This is a genomic window from Bradyrhizobium neotropicale (assembly GCF_001641695.1).
Lineage (GTDB): Bacteria > Pseudomonadota > Alphaproteobacteria > Rhizobiales > Xanthobacteraceae > Bradyrhizobium > Bradyrhizobium neotropicale.
Genome location: NZ_LSEF01000052.1, coordinates 1 through 16,382, shown reverse-complemented (window position 1 = coordinate 16,382; position 16,382 = coordinate 1). Strand labels below are relative to the sequence as shown.

Here is a 16,382-nt window from a genome sequence, read left to right as displayed (position 1 = left end):
CCAGGCCTTACGACTTGGGAAATTCGTTGAGGAGCTGCGCCCAGACGACCGCGAAGGCGATCAGGCCGCAGAGCCCGACCATGATGGACAGGCGCGACAGGCGCTCGCTTGCGGCCAGCAGCCAGGCCGGCAGGAAGAACAGGCCGAAGATCGTGCCGAGCGGGAACACGGCGAGCCATTCGAAGCCGGTGCCGTCACCGGGCGGCACATGGGCGATGGCATAGAAGGTGTAGAGCCAGAACAGCGTTCCGGCACTTGCCACGAGGGCGGCGATCTTGCGGAAATTCAGGGGTGCGGTCATGGAGGTTCTCCCATCCCTTGGTCGCAGCGGCGGCCGCCGTAGTTCATGGGGACATTGAACCGGATCGAGGCAGGCAGCGACCCCTGATTGGGAAATGACGACCTGCGGATGCGCCACATGGCTGACCTTCTCTTGAACGCCCTCATAAATGCCCTGTTCGCAGTGGTCGAATTCGTGATCAAGGTCGTGTTGGATCTTTTGATTTCGATCGATCGCACGAAACGGCTGAGCCAGGCGGCAACGGGCAGCGATGAGATCATCGACGTCCCTCCGGACCCGAAGCCGCTGCCGCCTGCTGCGCAGCGCGCGCTCGCCGAAGCCGAGGAGCGAGAGAGCGCGCGCCAGTCGTCCCAGGATCACGCCGCCAGCGGCACCGTCCAGGCGTCGTAGCCGTACACCCAGCTCGTATCGGTCCGCTCTTTCAGCCAGATGTTTGCGCGCGAGGTCTCCTGCACGCGTGTCGTCCGCGCCTTGCGAGTCGCCTCGAAGCGGCGGAACGCATCCGCGACGCCATCGCGGTCGACGCCGTCGAGGCAGCGTGACAGCACGGCGGCATCCTCGATCGCCATCGCCGCACCTTGCGCCATGTAGGGCGTCATCGGATGGCAGGCATCGCCAAGCAGCGTCACCTTGCCGTCGGACCAGCGGTCCAGCGCGTCGCGGTCCATGATCGCCCATTTGTGGACGTCGGGGCACGCATCGAGCACCTGGGCGACCTGCGGATGAAAGCCCTCGAAGGAAGCGCGCAGGTCGCGCACGTCGCCCTTGGCTGACCAGGATTCGATGCGGAAATCCGGCTCGGGCTGGCTGGTGACGAGATAGACTTCGCTGCGATCGGGCTTCACGTAATAGATGACGATGTGGCGGTCCTCGCCCCACCATTTGGTGCAGTCGTCGATCTTCTCTCCGCCGAGCAGCGCAGCCGGATAGGTGGTGCGATAGGCGATGCGGCCGGTGAACCGGACCGGCGCGGTATCGAACAGGATGTCGCGCACCATCGAATGCACACCGTCTGCGCCGACCACGGCATCGGCGACCGTGCTGGTGCCATCAGCGAAACTCAGGCGAATACCATCGCCGGTCTCGTCGAGAGCGACCAGCTTGTGATTGAGCTTCACGCATTCATCCGGGACCACGCTCGCCAGCGCCGCGTGCAGATCGCCGCGGTGGGCGAGCAGATAGGGCGCGCCGAACCTCCGCTCCGCGCTCTCGCCGAAGATCATGTCGAACTTGACGTCGCCGCTGCGCCAGTCGCGGTTGTTCCAGGAGCGCGGGTAGAACGACTGGCTGCGCATCCGCTGCTCGAGCCCCAGCGCGCGCAACACCTTCATGGCGTTGCAGCCGACCTGGATGCCGGCACCGATACGGGCAAACTGCGAGGCCTGTTCGTAAACCCTGACATCGATGCCGACGCGCAGAAGCGCCGCAGCGGTTGCAAGCCCGCCCATGCCTGCGCCGACGATCGCAACCGAAAGCGGCCTTGCCATCGCGTCCCCCCAACCCTCTCGCGCGACTTGAACCGCCGCGTCGTCATCTATGCGGGCCGGAATCCGGCCCGCTCCAGTACCGCACGCGCCTCGTCCGAGCCGAGTGCGTCGAGAAAAGCCTGCACTGCCGGGCGCTGCTTGCGCGCCGTCACCAGCGCGAAGTCATAATGCTCCTCCGCAAGCGGAATGAAACCGAGGCCGACCGCATGGGCGACCGGCGCAATGGTCATGCCCCAGTCTGCGCGATGCTGCGCGACGGCGGCGGCAACGGCATTGTGCGAGCGCGGCTGGTTCCAGTAACCCTCCGGGCGCGCGCCGCCGAGCAGCCGGTCGATCAGGATGCGCGTGCCGGCGCCCTGGTTACGATTGACCATGATGCAGGCGGGATCAGCGAGCGCCGCGGCGACGGCCTCCTTCGCGCCGAGGCCCTCGAAGCGCGCATCGCCTTTCCGGAACACGATGCCCTGCATCCGCCGCCAACCCGGCACGAGCTCGAGGCCTTCAACGAGATAAGGCGTGTTGTAGGTCCCGCTTCTATCGTCGAACAGATGGATCGGTGCGAGATCGCATTCGCTCCGCCGCGCCGCCGCGAGCCCGCCGAGACTGCCGACCGCGATCGAACGCACCGCCAGCCCAGCGCGCGCCAACGGCGCAGTGACGAGATCAAGGCCAGTACAATGGCTGCCGATGATGACGAGATCTGGCACCCGGACATGCGGCGTGAACAGCGTCACCTCCGCTTCGGTCCCGGCCGGCATCTGATCGGCGAGCGCGTCGATACGCAGGAAGCCGTCGGCCTGCGCAAAGGAGGTGATGGCCCCGGAGCCCTTGCCCGAGGGATAGGCGATCAAGCCGTCCCTGCCCTCGACCAGCGAGACCATCACGAACTCGGTGCGGCCAAGTTCAGAGGCAATGCGCACCGGCACGGTCGCGCTGACCTTGGCATCGGAGCGCGGCGGCAGACCTGCCATCCGCCGCAGCACCGGCACGATCATGTCGTGGAAGGTAAACATCGCCGAGGTCGGAAAGCCCGGCAGGATCACCACCGGCTTGCCGTCGCACACAGCGAGGCACAGCGGCTTGCCCGGCTTCAGGGCCACGCCATGTGCAATGATGCCGGGCTTGCCGAGCCGGCCGATGATGCGATGGGACAGATCGCCCGCCCCTTTCGACGTGCCGCCCGACAGCACCAGCACGTCGGCATCAGTCAGTGCGCGACGCATCGCGGATTCGAGTTTTGCCTCATCATCGGCAACGGCGCCGAGGAAGCTCGCTTCGCCGCCGTTCTCGTCGATCGCGGCTGCGACGATCGCGCCATTGGTGTCGTAGATCGCGGCAGGCGCGAGCGGCTGCCCCGGCTGCACGAGCTCGTCGCCGGTGGAGATGACGGCGACGCGCGGCTTGCGCGCGACGGCGATCTCGGCGATGCCGCAGGCCGCCAGCATGCCGATCTCGCGCGAGCCGATGATCGTGCCGGCGCGCAACAGCGCCTCACCGCGCGCAATGTCGGAGCCGGCATAGGATATGAACTGTCCCGGCGAAGCGGCGCGACGGACATCGATCGCGCCGGATGCGGCCGGTTCCGTATGCTCGACCATGACAACGGCATCTGCGCCGCGCGGCAGCGGACCGCCGGTGGCGATCGGCGTCGCGGTTCCTCCCGCGACCTGCAATGTCGGCGCAGTGCCGCAATGGATGGTCTCACCGTTCAGTACGAGGCGCACCGCTGCGCCCTCGCTCGCCGCACCAAGGTCCGCCGAGCGCACGGCGAAGCCATCGACATTGGATCGGTCGAACGGCGGCACGTCGATCGGAGCCACGACGTCTTCGGCCAGGGCCGCGCCGAGCGCGTCGGCAAGCTTGCGCGTCTCGCGCGGGATCGGGCGCGGGAACAGCGCAGCTTCAAAGCGCGCCAGCGCGTCCTCGCGCGACAGGATCTTGAGGAACTGTTCCTGCTCGAGCGCGCTGCGATCTTGCGGCTGCGAAATGCCGGTCATGTCGGAACCCATGTCATTCGCGCATCAGATAGGCATCGACCGGCGTGCCCGCCGCAAATCCCTCGCTGCTGCCGGGAATGAGCAGCCATGCATCCGCGCCCGCGATCGCGCGCAGCGGCCATTCACCGACCGCGAGCGGCATCCACGCGCCCTGCTCGTCCGCCAGCAGCGCAAGTTCGGCGACGCCGACACTGGATGCGATCTTGCGGGCGAGCGGCAGGGTCACCGACCGGCGCGGTTGCCGCGCCGACAATCGGTCAATGATCGGAAGCCCGAGCGCGAGCCATGCCGCCAGCGCTTGATCGGGGGCGCCGGGCAAGGCGACGACGGGAACTCTTCCGAGGCGTCCGACCGCGGCAGTGCGTCCCGGCTGGAGCGCAAGACCATGGGCGATCACGTTACCGCGTTGAGCGAGCGCCGCAACGGCCGCGTCCCGGCGACCGACGCCGCTGCCGCCGATCGTCACGACGAGATCACCGACCGACGCATCGAGCGCATCGCCGATCGATGCGTCATCGCGCGCGCGGGCCTCATGGCTGCTCACATGCAGTCCCGCAGCGCGCGCAACGTCGGCGATCATGTGCATCGTCACTGTTGCGCCGGGCACATTGACGATGCGCAGCCGCGGCCGCCGCACACTCAACCTGTCTACGCCTGCGACGCGCGCGAGCAGGAGATCGACCGCACCGATCGGAGCGCCCTCAGCGCCGGCAGATGTACGCTCGGTGACATCGCGTCCGGCGCGCCTGACGCCCTGTCCCGGCAGTCCTTCCGCCAACACCTGGACAAGCGGCCCCGATGCGTCGACCGCATCGGCATCGAGCACGCAGTCACGCCCTTGCGGCATCGCATCGCCGGCCTCCACCCAGTGCGGTGCTTTCGCCAGAGGCAGCGGCGAATAGGAGGAGGCGCCGACGAGATCGTTCGCAGACAGCGCCCAGCCGTCTGCGGCGGCAACGTCACGAGGCGGATAGGTCGTGAGCAGCGGCGTTGCCGCCGCAATGCAGCCGGCCGCCTCGGCCAGCGGCAATTCGATCGGCGCGATCGGCTCGAGCCCATCCAGCAGCGCGGCGAGCGCAGCGTCGAGCGGCGTGAGCGATGGCGGCAGGCGCTGGGTCATGCGCCATGATGGACCACGCATCGAGCGGTTTGGCAACCGCTCCCGTCAGCGAGGTCAGCCGCCGCTCTTGTCCGCGTTGGGAAAGAACAATTGCTGGCCGTCGATCTTGTAGCCGGCGATTGCGGACTGGCCCTCCGGCGAGATCAGCCAGTCGACGAAGGTCTGCCCCAGCTCCTTCTTCACGCCCGGATGCTTCTCCGGGTTCACCAGCATCACGCCGTACTGGTTGAACAGCCGCTTGTCGCCCTCGACGACGATGTCGAGATCGCCGCGGTTCTTGAAGGAGATCCAGGTGCCGCGGTCGGACAGCACGTAAGCGTTCATCGCGCTCGCGGTGTTGAGCGCCGCGCCCATGCCCTGCCCGATCTCGCGATACCAGGCGCCCTTGGCACTGGCGATGTCGATGCCGGCAACGATCCAGAGCGCGAGCTCCGCGGCATGGGTGCCGGAGCGGTCGCCGCGCGAGACGAAGGGGGCACCCTTGGCCTCGATCGCCTTCAGCGCGGTGACGATGTCCTTGCCCTTCACGCCGGCGGGATCGCTCTTCGGCCCGATCAGCACGAAATCGTTGTACATCACGTCGAACCGCTTCACGCCGAATCCGTCGGCGACGAACCGCTCCTCCTGCGGCTTGGCGTGCACGAAGACGACGTCGGCATCGCCCCGGCGCGCCGTGTCGAGCGCCTGTCCGGTGCCCTGCGCGATCACCTTCACGTCGATGCCGGTCTTGGCCTTGAAGATCGGCAGGAGGTAGCCGAACAGGCCGGAATCCTGCGTCGACGTCGTCGAAGCGACGACGATCGAGCGGTCCTCGGCGGATGACGTCGCAATGCTCGCGGCAAGGCTGCCGAGAAGCGCGAGTGCGACGGACAGGCGGCGAAAGGCCATAAGTGTGCTCCGATTTCAAACCACGAGATCGCCGCGCAGGAAAGCTCGTGCCTCCGCCGTCGACGGATGATCGAGGAAGTCGTTGGTCGCGGCCCGTTCGCACAGCGTCCCCCGCGCGAGGAAGATCACCTCGCCCACAAGCCGCCGCACCTGGCCGAGATCGTGCGACGCCATCACGATCTTGATGCCCGATTGCGCCGCACTCATGACAATCTCTTCCACCGCGCGTGTCGCGGCGGGGTCGAGATTCGCGGTCGGCTCGTCCAGCAGCAGGATCTCGGGATCGCGCGCCAGCGCACGTGCCAGCGCCAGCCGCTGCTGCTCCCCGCCGGACAGAAGCCGCGCCGGGCGATGCGCGAGATCGGCAAGTCCGACGCGTTGCAGCAAAGCCTTCGCGCGCGGGGCGCGCTGCCACCGCGGCGTGCCGGCCTGCGCGAGCGCGTAGGTCACGTTGCCCGATGCGGCGCGCCGCAACATCACGGGCCGCTGAAACACGAAGGCGCGGCGCGTCGGTGCCGGATCGGTGCGACCGCCCCAGGTGATGCGGCCGCCTGTCGGCGCGGTCAGTCCCATGCAGAGCCGCAGCAGGCTGGTCTTGCCGGACCCGTTCGGACCGACGATCAGGCACGGCACGCCCGGCGCAATCGTCAGGCTGATGTCGCGCAGAAGCGTCGTCGCGCCGGCCTTAAGCGAGACGCCATCGAGAACCAGGGGAAGATCGCTCTCCGGCGCGCGCATGGTCATCCCGTCAACCGTTGCGACCAGATGCGCGTGCCCCAGGCGGCTGCATTGATGGCGAGCACCAGCACGATCAGGATCGCGCCCAGCCCCATCGCGAGCGGCAGGTTGCCCTTGGATGTCTCGAGCGCCACCGTGGTCGTCATCGTGCGGGTAAAGCCGTCGATATTACCGCCGACGATCATGACCGCGCCGACCTCCGCCGCAGCACGGCCGAAACCGGCGAGGAGCGCGGTGATGAGGCTGAAGCGCGCGTCCCAGAGCAGGGTCGTCATGCGGCCGATCGGTCCGACATGCATGGCGTTGAGCTCATCGCGGTATTCGGCCCAGAGGTCCTCGATGGTCTGCCGCGTCAGCGCGGCGATGATTGGGAAGATCAGCACGGTCTGCGCCACCACCATCGCCGCCGGGGTGAACAGGATGCCGAAGGTGCCGAGCGGCCCCGAGCGCGATAGCAGGAGATAGAGCGCGAGGCCGACCACGACCGGCGGCAGGCCCATCATCGCATTGAGCAGCACGACCAGGACCGGCCGCCCCGGAAAGTGCGTGAGCGCCAGTAACGCACCCATTGGCATGCCAACGGCCGCCGCCAGCGCGACGGCCGCAATGCTCACGCCAAGTGAGAGCCGTACGATCGCGAACAGCGCAGGATCGCCGGCGAGGATGAGTTGCAAAGCACTGAGATGATCGGGCATGGTTCCACCGGACCCATATTGATCTGCAGAAATTCCAGCCTGCGTCAAATGCCAAAAAAGAATCAAGAATTTGCTTAGGAATGCAGAATGGACTTCCTGACGACCAGCGAAGCCGCCGATTACCTCCGGCTTGGGGAGCGCAAGCTCTATGAGCTCGTCACCACCGGCGCGATCCCCTGCAGCAAGGTGACCGGGAAGTGGCTGTTTCCCCGGCATGAGCTCGACCTTTGGGTGCTGTCCGGGCTGGCGCGGCCTGCCGGCATGATTGCCGCCGAGCCGCCGCCGATCATGGGCGGCAGCCAGGACGACCTCCTGGAATGGGGCCTGCGCGAATCCGGCTCCGGGCTCGCTTCCCTGAACGAAGGCACCGGCCGCGGGCTCGAACGTTTGCAACGCAACGAGGTGATCGCCGCGGCGGTGCATTTTCACAGCCTGGATGCCTCCGACAATCTCGCGGGCGACGCCAACGTCGCGGCGCTGCGGGCGGCGACCGACCTGCATGATGCCGTGCTGGTCGGGCTGGTGCGCCGCGAGCAGGGCTTGGTCCTGCCGGCGGGCAATCCCAAGCGGCTGCACAATCTGTCCGAGGTACTGGCGCTTGGCGCCAAGATGGCGGTGCGGCAAGAGGGCGCAGGCGCGCAGATGCTGCTCGACGTGCTCCTGAAGCGCGCCGGAGCCTCGCCCAAGGAGCTGCGCCGGCTGGAGACGCCGTGCCTCACCGGCCCGGACCTTGCGGCCGCGATCCGCGCCGGCCATGCCGATTGCGGTGTGGCGAGCCGCGCCGCGGCGCGCTCCGCCGGCCTCGATTTCGTGCCGCTGGTCTGGGAAAATTTCGATCTCGCGATGCGGCAGCGCAGCTATTTCCTGCCTCCGATGCAGGCCCTGATCCGCTTCCTCGGCGAAAGGCGGCTGCGGCAGCGCGCCGAGGAGCTGACCGGCTACGACCCCTCGCCGGCGGGACAGATCCGCTTCGCCGCCTGACGTTGACGCCCGCCCCCAAACAGTTGCAAAAGAAACCAATTCAGCCGGGCCATACCCGGTGCAAGGCAATGAGCGGCCAACGAGCCGGATGAGGGAGGACAAGCGTGAATCCAATCAGATTTGGACTGCCGGTCGCGGCCGCCTTCGCGGCGGCGCTGATGGGCGGCGCGGCGACGGCGCAGGTGTCCGACGATGTGGTCAAGATCGGCGTGCTCACCGACATGAACGGTCCGGCCTCGGCGCCGACCGGCCAGGGCTCGGTGACGGCGGCGCAGATGGCGATCGACGATTTCGGCGGCAAGGTGCTCGGCAAGCCGATCAGCATCGTCGTCGGCGACCACCAGCTCAAGGCCGACATCGGCGCGGCGCTCGCGCGGCGCTGGTACGACGTCGACCAGGTCGACCTGATCGTCGACGTGCCGGTCTCCGCGGTCGGGCTTGCGGTGCAGAACATCGCCAATGAGAAGAAGCGGCTGTTCATCACCCACTCCACCGGCACCGCCGACTTCCACGGCAAGTTCTGTTCGCCCTATGCGATCCAGTGGGTGTTCGACACCCGCGCGCTCGCCGTCGGCACCGCGGATGCGGTGGTCAAGCGCGGCGGCGACAGCTGGTTCTTCATCACCGACGACTATGCCTTCGGTCATTCGCTGGAGCGCGACGCCTCGAGCGTCGTGACAGCCAATGGCGGCAAGGTGCTGGGTTCGGTGCGGCCGCCGCTGGCGACCCCCGACCTCTCCTCCTTCGTGCTGCAGGCGCAGGCTTCCAAGGCCAAGATCATCGGCATCGCCGCCGGCCCGCCGAACAACATGAACGAGATCAAGACCGGCTCCGAGTTCGGCGTGTTCAAGGGCGGCCAGCAGATGGCGGCGCTGCTTGCGCTCATCACCGACATCCACGGCATCGGCCTGCAGGCGGCGCAGGGCCTGTTGCTGACCACGTCCTTCTACTGGGACATGGACGACAAGACCCGCGAATGGTCGAAGCGCTACTTCGCCAAGATGAAGCAGATGCCGACGATGTGGCAGGCCGGCGTCTATTCCAGCGTGATGCACTATCTCGACGCCATCAAGGAGACCGGCACCGACGATCCGCTGAAGGTCGCGGCCAAGATGCGCGAGAAGCCGATCGAGGATTTCTTCGCGCGCAACGGCAAGCTGCGCGAGGACAATCTGATGGTGCACGACCTCTGGCTGGTGCAGGTGAAGTCGCCGGAGGAGAGCAAATATCCGTGGGACTATTACAAGATCCTCACCACCATTTCGGGCGACAAGGCGTTCGGGCCGCCGGACCTGGCGTGTCCGCTGGTGAAGAAGTGATCAGCGACCGAACCTAGCAGCAGCGTCATGGCCGGGNNNGCCATCCACGCGCTTCCGCAACCGCTGCAAGACGTGGATGCCCGGGACAAGCCCGGCCATGACGACTTGTGGCGTGCAGCCGCGCCGCTATTTCACCACCCCGGTCTCTCGGAAATACTTCATCACACCGGGATGAATCAGGTCCGGCCTCGGCGCCGCGGCGACGGTGTTCGCGGCGGTGGTCTCGCAGGCCTGCGCGAGCTTCTTGCAGAACGTTGCTTCCGCACCATGCAGCGTCTTCGCCAGCCGATAGGCGACATCGTCAGGCAGGTCCTCGCGCGTCAGCACGAAACTCCAGGAGCCGAGCGAGGCGATCGGCTCGCTCTGCTTCGGATAGCTGCCGGCCGGCACGGTCAGCGTTTTCAGGAAGGAATGCTTGGCGCGGATGCGCGCGATCTCGTCACTATTCGGCGCGATGAAGCGCGCGCCGGATGCACTCGATGCGACCGCGGCAAAACCGGGCCAGCCGATGCCCGCGCCCCAGAGCGCAGCGACGCGGCCGTCCTCGACCATCGCAGGGCCATCGCCGGCGCGATCGAGATAGATAGCCTTGAAATCCTCGTCCTGCTTCAGGCCGAGCCCATCCAGCACGTAGCGCGCCAGGATCGGCAGGCCCGAGCCCTTGGCGCCGAACGCGACCGGCTGGCCGACGAGATCGTGAATGGTCTTGTACGGACTGTCGGCCCGCACCACGAACATGCCGGGATTGGAATAGATCGCGGTGAGAATCTTGAGCCGCACCGGCGCGCGGCCGATGCCGGCGAAGGCCTCATAGGCCGGCTCGCCCGCGACCAGAGCCAGATCGAGCTCGCCCTTCTCCAGCAGCGGAATGTTCTCGTTGCTGCCCTTGGTGTTGCGCGGGGCGATGGAGGCTTGCGGATCGGCCGCATTCATCACCTCCGCGAAGGCGTTGCCATAGAGCGGAAAGCCGCCGCCCGGCGTCGCGGTGCCGAGGCTGATCGTCGTGGTCGAAATGGCCTTGTCTCCGGTTTGGGCCGCAGCGGGGCTGACGAGCAGCGCCGCGCCGAGAAGGATGGATGAAGCGAATTTCATGCTGGTTCCGGCTCCGCCTGCGTCAACATCAACTTGAGACGATGTAGGCAGGGAGCGCATTTTATGAAAGCATGCACGCAACGACAATAAAGCAATGGGAGGCTTCATGCTGCGAATCTTACGTAACGGTGTTTTCGGTCTCGTATTACTTTCAGGCCTTTTCAGCGCTGCACCTCCCGCCACCGCCGCCGACTATCCCAACCGCCCCGTGCACTGGCTGATCGGCTTCGCCGCCGGCGGTCCGGTCGACATCGTGGCGCGGATCATGGCGCAGTGGCTGTCGGACCATCTCGGCCAGCAATTCATCGTCGAGAACCGCACCGGCTCCGGCGGCAACATCGCGGCCGCCGCCGCGATCAATTCGCCCGCGGACGGCTACACGCTGCTGTTCGTCGCGCCCAATAACGCGATCTCGACCTCGCTCTACAAGAAGCTGCCGTTCGATTTCGTGCGCGACACCGTGCCGGTCGCGAGCATCATGCAGCTCACCAACATGCTGGTCGTCTCCAACGCGTTTCCCGCCAAGACCGTTCAGGAGTTCGTCGACTACTGCAAGGCCAATCCCGGCAAGATCTCGTTCGCATCATCGGGCAACGGCACCTCGGTGCACATGTCGGCGGAGCTGTTCAAGGTGATGACCAAGTGCGACATGGTGCACGTGCCCTATCGCGGCTCGGCGATCGCCTTCCCCGACATCATCTCCAACAAGGTGCAGCTCATCTTCGACAATCTGCCGTCCGCGCTGGAGCAGGCGCGCGGCGGCAGCGTCCGTGCGTTAGGGGTGACCTCGCCGCAGCGCTGGCCGAGCGTGCCCGACGTGCCCGCGATCGCGGAGACCGTGCCGGGATTCGAATCGGTCGGCTTCTACGGCATCTCCGCCCCGAAGGGCACGCCGCCTGAGGTCATCGAGATCCTCAACAAGGCCGTCGGCGAAGCCTTGAAGGACCCGAAGCTGGTGGCGCGCCTTGCCGAGACCGGCGGCATCGCCAAGCCGATGACGCCGGCCGAGTTCGGCAAGCTGGTCTCCGACGAGACCGAGAAGTGGCGCAAGGTGGTCGAATTCGCCGGCGTTTCGGTGGATTAGGGGCGGCACTCCTGCCGGCCGCGCGCGTCGCGGCCGGCTTCCACCAAAAATATCGAAAACAACCCCATGCAAAGTAGAACCGGGGGCGGCCGAACGGATGCGAGCGGCCGCGTGGCATTTGACATGTCGGGCAAAACACCGGCACAAATGCAGGATCGCCAGCCATCCGCAAACGCCCCCGCGGCCACCGCTTCCGGAGCGGCGCCTGCCCTTCGGTCGACCAGGGACCCGGCATTGCACCCCCGCCTCAGGCCCTGTAAACGGACGGCGCACCGTTGCCGGCCGCGCCTGTCGCGGCCGCCTCGCGGCGGGGCCTGTAGCTCAATGGTTAGAGCCGGCCGCTCATAACGGTCTGGTTGCAGGTTCGAGTCCTGCCGGGCCCACCAACATGATCAATAGCTTACTTCGTTCTTGTTGCCTGCAGCGCGACCGCCGCACCAGAAGCCGCACCAGATACGTCCGCTTTTCGTTCGTACGCAAGTTCGTGCGCCGCAAATCCGCTCGATGGCGCCAGACCGACTTTGGCGGCGGTGAATGTAATCGTCGCCCACCCATCGATTGGAGATGCTCCGACAGAGCCGCTGATCAAGAGCCTGACAATTGCCGAGGGCTATTCAACAAGCTGGCCCGCGCGCCAGCCCATCTCCCAGAAGTCCGCCTCGAGTCGGGTGGCTTCCTTGAAGATCGCAATCAGCTCCGCCTCGCGGGCCGGCGTAGCGTAGAGATTGGCGAGATGCTCCAGGTGCGCGCGTGCTTTCATCGCGACCTCTTGGTATGGCACGCCGGCGTACTCGGCGATCCAAACGCGATAGGGGTTTTTCGCAGCGTTCGCATCGGGGCGCGAGGCGAGCCGCGTTGCGATCTCCGCGTAGCCGATCACGCAGGGGGCAAGTGCCACCTTGAGTGCCAGCAGATCACCGCGCATTCCCGAGTCGAGCACGTAGCGTGTGTAGGCCAGCATCTCGACGGCGGGAGAGGTTTGCTCAAGGTCGCTCGCGGAAAGACCCCAACCGGCACAGAGCTTCACATGCAGGTTCATCTCGACGTCAAGAATAGCCGAGAGGCCGGCCGCCGCTTCACGCATGTCGGCAAGTTTGGGCGACTTGTAGACCAAGAGCGCGTAAGCGCGAGCAAACTCGACAAGGAATAGATAGTCTTGAGCGAGGTAGTGACGAAACGCCGCTTCGGGAAGCGAGCCGTCCGCCAGCCCGCTCGTGAAGGGATGCTCTGTATAGGCCCGCCACTCGCCGGATGCTTCTATCTTTAGACGCTCGAAGAAACCCACGATTTTTCCCCGGCTTGCTTTCCCATGAACGTCTCTGGCTCGCTGCCGATAGCGTAGCGAACCGGGCGGAGGTTGATCACTACACGTCGCCGCGATCAGCCGGCACCGAAATCGCCTGCCGTTGCTCGCTAGGATTTGTCGAGACCGACTTGCGTTCTCTCGTTATCACCAACAGAAAGTACATGCCCTATCCCGATCCCCAGCGTAGAGGCCGCCCCGACAACGTACTGCGTTGTGGGCTTATGGTGCGCTCGGAGGGCGGTCGCATTTGCCGCGATTTCAATGACTTACCGAGATGGGCGAAGAAATTAGGTGCATTTCGAAGCCAAAATTATCTTTGAAGAGGTGACGCTTTCAGATCATCCCAAGCCCCACCTCCCCGTTCGTGCGAACCTGTCGGAAGGCTCCTTGGCTTTGACCGCGCATCCGATCGACGGTGAGCGATACCGACGTCCGCCGACCGTCCCATATCCTATCTTCGATCGAAAACATGCGACCAGTTCCTGCGTCCGGTACGTTGAGGGCTCAAACAAGAGCCACACTGGGCATCTTTGGACGCCAACGGCCCGTCGATCCCAAGGTCAAACCCATGACCTGAACCATCGAATATTCGGCGCCCCTAGAGTAAGAAAACGCGCTGTGGCGAGGCCGCCGGAAGCAGCGGCCGGATTGGTCGGCCCACATTTCTAAACGGGTCGCACCACTTTCGAGGACCCCTGCCCACCGAGGGCAAGGTCACACGTTCGAATCATGTCGGGTGCGCCAAGATACGGCTGGATCAGCCGACCTTTACCTCCAGCACATAACGATGCTGCAAGACGCTCGGCTCCCGCGCCGACCTTGCCATCAAGGCAGGACGGCTCACGCAAACGCTCACGCCATCTCGTCTCGCCGACATACTGGCAAGGACGGGCGTGCGACACAAGGTGGTGGTCATCTCGGCCTGCTATTCCGGCGTCTTTGTCCCCCGTCTCGCGAACCCCTATCTGCTGGTCATCACTGCGGCCGACGCCGACCATCCATCGTTCGGCTGCCCGGACAAGGCCAGCCGAGTTCAAGCCTGAAGGATCCGATGACCTTTAAGGTGATGGCGGCCGATACCGCGGGTCGACATTCCCGCCAAGGTGACGGGCGGCGCGGCCTATGTGCAGGATATGCGGCTGCCCGGCATGCTACATGCGCGCGTGGTGCGACCGCCGAGCTATGGCGCGCAGATGAAAGACTGCGACACCTCCCCTGTCGAGAAGATGCCAGGCGTGGTCAAGGTCGTCCGCAACGGCAATTTCCTGGCCGCGGTCGCGGAAGGAACTTCAGTCGGTCAAGGCCATGGGTGCGCTCGCGGCCGCTGCGCAGTGGCAGGAAAGCACGAGGCTGCCAAAGCAAAGCGATCTGCGCGAGGTCTTGACAACGTTGCCGTCGCAGGATTCGACAATCCTTGAGCTCCGCGACCCCGCGATCACGGGCCGGCGGACGATCGAAGCGACCTACACACGGCCCTACCAGTCGCATGCCGCAAGCCATTTGAATCGCCTCGCCTTTACGTTTTCGGTACACAGGCTTGACCTTGACGCCCGCGCGTCGCAGGTTTCGGGGCGCCGCGCGCGGCTCGCGGGCCCAACAGGCAGCAGGATCGATCTTTCATGGCATTCGTGCAGTTCACGCAACCGGACGATCAGCCCATCGTCATCAACACGGATAGGATTGTGACCGCCACGCCACTGCCGGACGGACAAGGCACGCGCATCACTTTCAACAATGGTGGCCATCAGGACGTGAAGCAACTCATCGCTGACGTGCTGCGGCAGTTGAACATAAGCGCGTAGGCTCAGGACATCGCCGCCTGGGCGAACCATTCCGCCGATCAAGTGAGATCGTGCACTTTCTTGAGTGCTGCCCAATGTCGCAGATGGATCAAAATGCGAAGAACTCAGGGTGAGCAAATCTAGTCCGCTTCTCTAATCGGCCGTTTGAGGTCAAGCACTTTCAGACTGTCCGCCACTGCAGTGTCGATGTCGCTCACGGGCTCGCGCTTCTCTTCGGAATCGGCACCAGGGCCCTTCCATCATGGGATTCGAGGATGAGGTGGAACAATCTATACCGCGGCCTTGTCGTCAGTTTGAACGGCAGGTTCAAGCGGACTCGCGAACTCACCTCATCCATCGTCCCGCGAGGGACATCTTTCCACTGCTGGGTGGATCTCGATTTTTCTCCTTATCGGGTTTGATCCTGAACGGCTTTCATGCTGCTGCCGTGGCCGGCTCCCGGGTCCACCGGAACTCGGTGCCATCAATCCATATGCGGTGCATGATGACGGCCAGCCGGCGGGCCAGGGCGACGATCGCCCTCTTCATTCCACGGCGCCTGGCGATCTGCATGGCCCAGGCTTTAAGCCATGACCATTTCTTCGAATGCAACATGCTCTGCGCTGCTTCGTAGAGCATCGTCCGCATCATCTCATCGCCACAGCGCGATATCCTACCGCTCCAATCGATCTCGCCTGATTGATACCTGGAGCTCGTCAGCCCAAATACTGCCCCGACTGACTTGGACTTTCGGAATCGGGCTGGCACATCGACAGTCGCGCGATAGGTCAGCGCCACCACCGGGCCGATACCGGGGGTCGTCATCAGGCGCCGGCACACCTCGTCGTCTCGCACGATTGCCAGCAAGCGGCGGTGCAGGATGACGATCTGTTCGCGCAGCGCCCGCCGCACAACGAGCATCGGTTCCACCAGCACCACCAGGTCGGGAATAGTCTCGACAAGCTCCTGGATGCGGGCCTCGAACCTCACCGTTCCGACCATGCCCACCTTGAGGCCGAAGTTACGCAAAGTCCCGCGCAGATCGTTCTCGATGGCGATGGCCTTCGACTGCAATAGCTTACGATGGGTCAGCAGCATACGCAGTTTCTGGCTGCGTAGCGTCTTTACATGCACCGGGCGGTACACTCCCACCCGCATCATCTGAGCGATGCCGCGCGCGTCATTGCGATCGGTCTTGTTGATCTGCGCCTTCAACACCGCCTGCATGTGCCGCGTCTCCACACAGATCACTGGTAATCCGGCTTCGGCGAGAGCGCTGAATAGCCATTGCGATAACGGTCCGGCTTCCAGTCCGATCCGCTTGAAGCGGTAGGCGGGATTCCCCAGAACCTTCAGAAGTGCTTGAGGCTCGCTCGCCACCTTCACTTCCTTCAAGATCTTGCCCGTGTCATCCAAAATACAGACACTCGTCTCCTTGACCGATACGTCCAGTCCGGCAAAATGGTCCATGCTGCGCTTCTCCTTCTGATGCTTGAGGCCGTCACCACGGACCTCGTTTCACCATCAGCCTGAAGCGCAGCACCTAAAATCTTCAGCTATCCACAAGCTGGATCGGCCGATTACCCCATCTAT

Annotated in this window: 16 protein-coding genes and 1 tRNA gene; 7 read left to right on the top strand and 10 right to left on the bottom strand. The window is 65.0% G+C overall.

Annotated elements, in window-relative coordinates:
- Positions 1-7 precede the first annotated feature (7 nt).
- Positions 8-301 carry a hypothetical protein gene (locus tag AXW67_RS17205; RefSeq protein ID WP_082907924.1) on the bottom strand — a complete coding sequence of 98 codons (294 nt, stop codon included), beginning with the start codon at positions 299-301 and terminating at the stop codon, positions 8-10.
- Positions 302-418: 117 nt separating this feature from the next.
- On the opposite strand from AXW67_RS17205, the gene AXW67_RS17200 reads away from it, so the two are divergent.
- Positions 419-691: a hypothetical protein gene (locus AXW67_RS17200; RefSeq protein ID WP_063678904.1), complete on the top strand. Its 273-nt coding sequence runs from the start codon at positions 419-421 to the stop codon at positions 689-691.
- On the opposite strand, the gene AXW67_RS17195 is transcribed toward AXW67_RS17200, so the two are convergent.
- Genes AXW67_RS17195 through AXW67_RS17170 form a run of 6 tightly spaced genes read right to left on the bottom strand, consistent with a single transcriptional unit; the run spans position 658 to position 7,226 of the window.
- Entirely contained in the window at positions 658-1,788 is a 1,131-nt protein-coding gene (locus AXW67_RS17195) for an FAD-dependent monooxygenase (RefSeq protein WP_063678829.1), read from the bottom strand. The genes AXW67_RS17200 and AXW67_RS17195 overlap by 34 nt on opposite strands.
- A gap of 47 nt (positions 1,789-1,835) precedes the next feature.
- Positions 1,836-3,797, bottom strand: a complete 1,962-nt coding sequence (locus AXW67_RS17190) for a molybdopterin biosynthesis protein (RefSeq protein ID WP_145927672.1) — start codon at positions 3,795-3,797, stop codon at positions 1,836-1,838.
- A 1-nt stretch (position 3,798) separates the two neighbouring features.
- A complete protein-coding gene (locus AXW67_RS17185; protein ID WP_063678828.1) occupies positions 3,799-4,905 on the bottom strand; it encodes a molybdopterin-binding protein in 1,107 nt (368 codons plus the stop codon).
- Between the two features lie 54 nt (positions 4,906-4,959).
- A complete protein-coding gene (locus AXW67_RS17180; protein ID WP_027552808.1) occupies positions 4,960-5,793 on the bottom strand; it encodes an ABC transporter substrate-binding protein in 834 nt (277 codons plus the stop codon).
- 15 nt (positions 5,794-5,808) lie between these two features.
- Positions 5,809-6,531 carry an ABC transporter ATP-binding protein gene (locus AXW67_RS17175; protein ID WP_145927688.1) on the bottom strand — a complete coding sequence of 241 codons (723 nt, stop codon included), beginning with the start codon at positions 6,529-6,531 and terminating at the stop codon, positions 5,809-5,811.
- A gap of 2 nt (positions 6,532-6,533) precedes the next feature.
- Positions 6,534-7,226: an ABC transporter permease gene (locus AXW67_RS17170; protein WP_027552806.1), complete on the bottom strand. Its 693-nt coding sequence runs from the start codon at positions 7,224-7,226 to the stop codon at positions 6,534-6,536.
- Between the two features lie 87 nt (positions 7,227-7,313).
- On the opposite strand from AXW67_RS17170, the gene AXW67_RS17165 reads away from it, so the two are divergent.
- Together AXW67_RS17165 and AXW67_RS17160 are read left to right on the top strand one after the other, a co-directional pair.
- Positions 7,314-8,207, top strand: coding sequence for a substrate-binding domain-containing protein (locus tag AXW67_RS17165; protein WP_063678826.1), 894 nt, complete (start codon positions 7,314-7,316; stop codon positions 8,205-8,207).
- Positions 8,208-8,311: 104 nt separating this feature from the next.
- On the top strand, positions 8,312-9,526 hold the full coding sequence (locus AXW67_RS17160) for an ABC transporter substrate-binding protein (protein WP_063678825.1): 1,215 nt from the start codon (positions 8,312-8,314) through the stop codon (positions 9,524-9,526).
- 126 nt (positions 9,527-9,652) lie between these two features.
- Here AXW67_RS17160 and AXW67_RS17155 read toward each other — a convergent pair whose 3' ends face one another.
- The gene (locus tag AXW67_RS17155) at positions 9,653-10,618 is read right to left on the bottom strand and encodes a TAXI family TRAP transporter solute-binding subunit (RefSeq protein WP_063678824.1); all 966 of its coding nucleotides are present in this window, start codon (positions 10,616-10,618) and stop codon (positions 9,653-9,655) included.
- A gap of 106 nt (positions 10,619-10,724) precedes the next feature.
- On the opposite strand from AXW67_RS17155, the gene AXW67_RS17150 reads away from it, so the two are divergent.
- Positions 10,725-11,702 (top strand): Bug family tripartite tricarboxylate transporter substrate binding protein, encoded by a 978-nt coding sequence (locus tag AXW67_RS17150; protein ID WP_063678902.1) that lies wholly within the window; start codon positions 10,725-10,727, stop codon positions 11,700-11,702.
- A gap of 310 nt (positions 11,703-12,012) precedes the next feature.
- Positions 12,013-12,088, top strand: a tRNA-Ile gene (locus AXW67_RS17145).
- Between the two features lie 224 nt (positions 12,089-12,312).
- Here the strand turns inward: AXW67_RS17145 and tenA are convergent.
- Positions 12,313-12,987, bottom strand: coding sequence for a thiaminase II (tenA, locus tag AXW67_RS17140; RefSeq protein ID WP_063678823.1), 675 nt, complete (start codon positions 12,985-12,987; stop codon positions 12,313-12,315).
- Positions 12,988-13,901: 914 nt separating this feature from the next.
- Here tenA and AXW67_RS41950 point away from each other — a divergent pair.
- Together AXW67_RS41950 and AXW67_RS41945 are read left to right on the top strand one after the other, a co-directional pair.
- Positions 13,902-14,051 carry a C13 family peptidase gene (locus tag AXW67_RS41950; RefSeq protein ID WP_430648720.1) on the top strand — a complete coding sequence of 50 codons (150 nt, stop codon included), beginning with the start codon at positions 13,902-13,904 and terminating at the stop codon, positions 14,049-14,051.
- A gap of 576 nt (positions 14,052-14,627) precedes the next feature.
- Complete coding sequence (locus tag AXW67_RS41945) at positions 14,628-14,810, top strand: hypothetical protein (protein ID WP_057855957.1); 183 nt, start codon at positions 14,628-14,630, stop codon at positions 14,808-14,810.
- A gap of 414 nt (positions 14,811-15,224) precedes the next feature.
- On the opposite strand, the gene AXW67_RS17120 is transcribed toward AXW67_RS41945, so the two are convergent.
- Positions 15,225-16,259, bottom strand: coding sequence for an IS110 family RNA-guided transposase (locus AXW67_RS17120; protein WP_063678329.1), 1,035 nt, complete (start codon positions 16,257-16,259; stop codon positions 15,225-15,227).
- Positions 16,260-16,382: the final 123 nt, after the last annotated feature.

Coding starts and splice junctions, on each gene's coding strand:
- AXW67_RS17195 (WP_063678829.1), bottom strand. CDS start 1,788: ATGGCAAGGCCGCTTTCGGTTGCGATCGTCGGCGCAGGCATGGGCGGG.
- AXW67_RS17190 (WP_145927672.1), bottom strand. CDS start 3,797: ATGGGTTCCGACATGACCGGCATTTCGCAGCCGCAAGATCGCAGCGCG.
- AXW67_RS17180 (WP_027552808.1), bottom strand. CDS start 5,793: ATGGCCTTTCGCCGCCTGTCCGTCGCACTCGCGCTTCTCGGCAGCCTT.
- AXW67_RS17120 (WP_063678329.1), bottom strand. CDS start 16,259: ATGGACCATTTTGCCGGACTGGACGTATCGGTCAAGGAGACGAGTGTC.
- AXW67_RS41945 (WP_057855957.1), top strand. CDS start 14,628: ATGGCATTCGTGCAGTTCACGCAACCGGACGATCAGCCCATCGTCATC.
- AXW67_RS17150 (WP_063678902.1), top strand. CDS start 10,725: ATGCTGCGAATCTTACGTAACGGTGTTTTCGGTCTCGTATTACTTTCA.
- AXW67_RS17185 (WP_063678828.1), bottom strand. CDS start 4,905: ATGACCCAGCGCCTGCCGCCATCGCTCACGCCGCTCGACGCTGCGCTC.
- AXW67_RS17200 (WP_063678904.1), top strand. CDS start 419: ATGGCTGACCTTCTCTTGAACGCCCTCATAAATGCCCTGTTCGCAGTG.
- AXW67_RS17205 (WP_082907924.1), bottom strand. CDS start 301: ATGACCGCACCCCTGAATTTCCGCAAGATCGCCGCCCTCGTGGCAAGT.
- AXW67_RS17170 (WP_027552806.1), bottom strand. CDS start 7,226: ATGCCCGATCATCTCAGTGCTTTGCAACTCATCCTCGCCGGCGATCCT.
- AXW67_RS17175 (WP_145927688.1), bottom strand. CDS start 6,531: ATGCGCGCGCCGGAGAGCGATCTTCCCCTGGTTCTCGATGGCGTCTCG.
- AXW67_RS17155 (WP_063678824.1), bottom strand. CDS start 10,618: ATGAAATTCGCTTCATCCATCCTTCTCGGCGCGGCGCTGCTCGTCAGC.
- AXW67_RS17165 (WP_063678826.1), top strand. CDS start 7,314: ATGGACTTCCTGACGACCAGCGAAGCCGCCGATTACCTCCGGCTTGGG.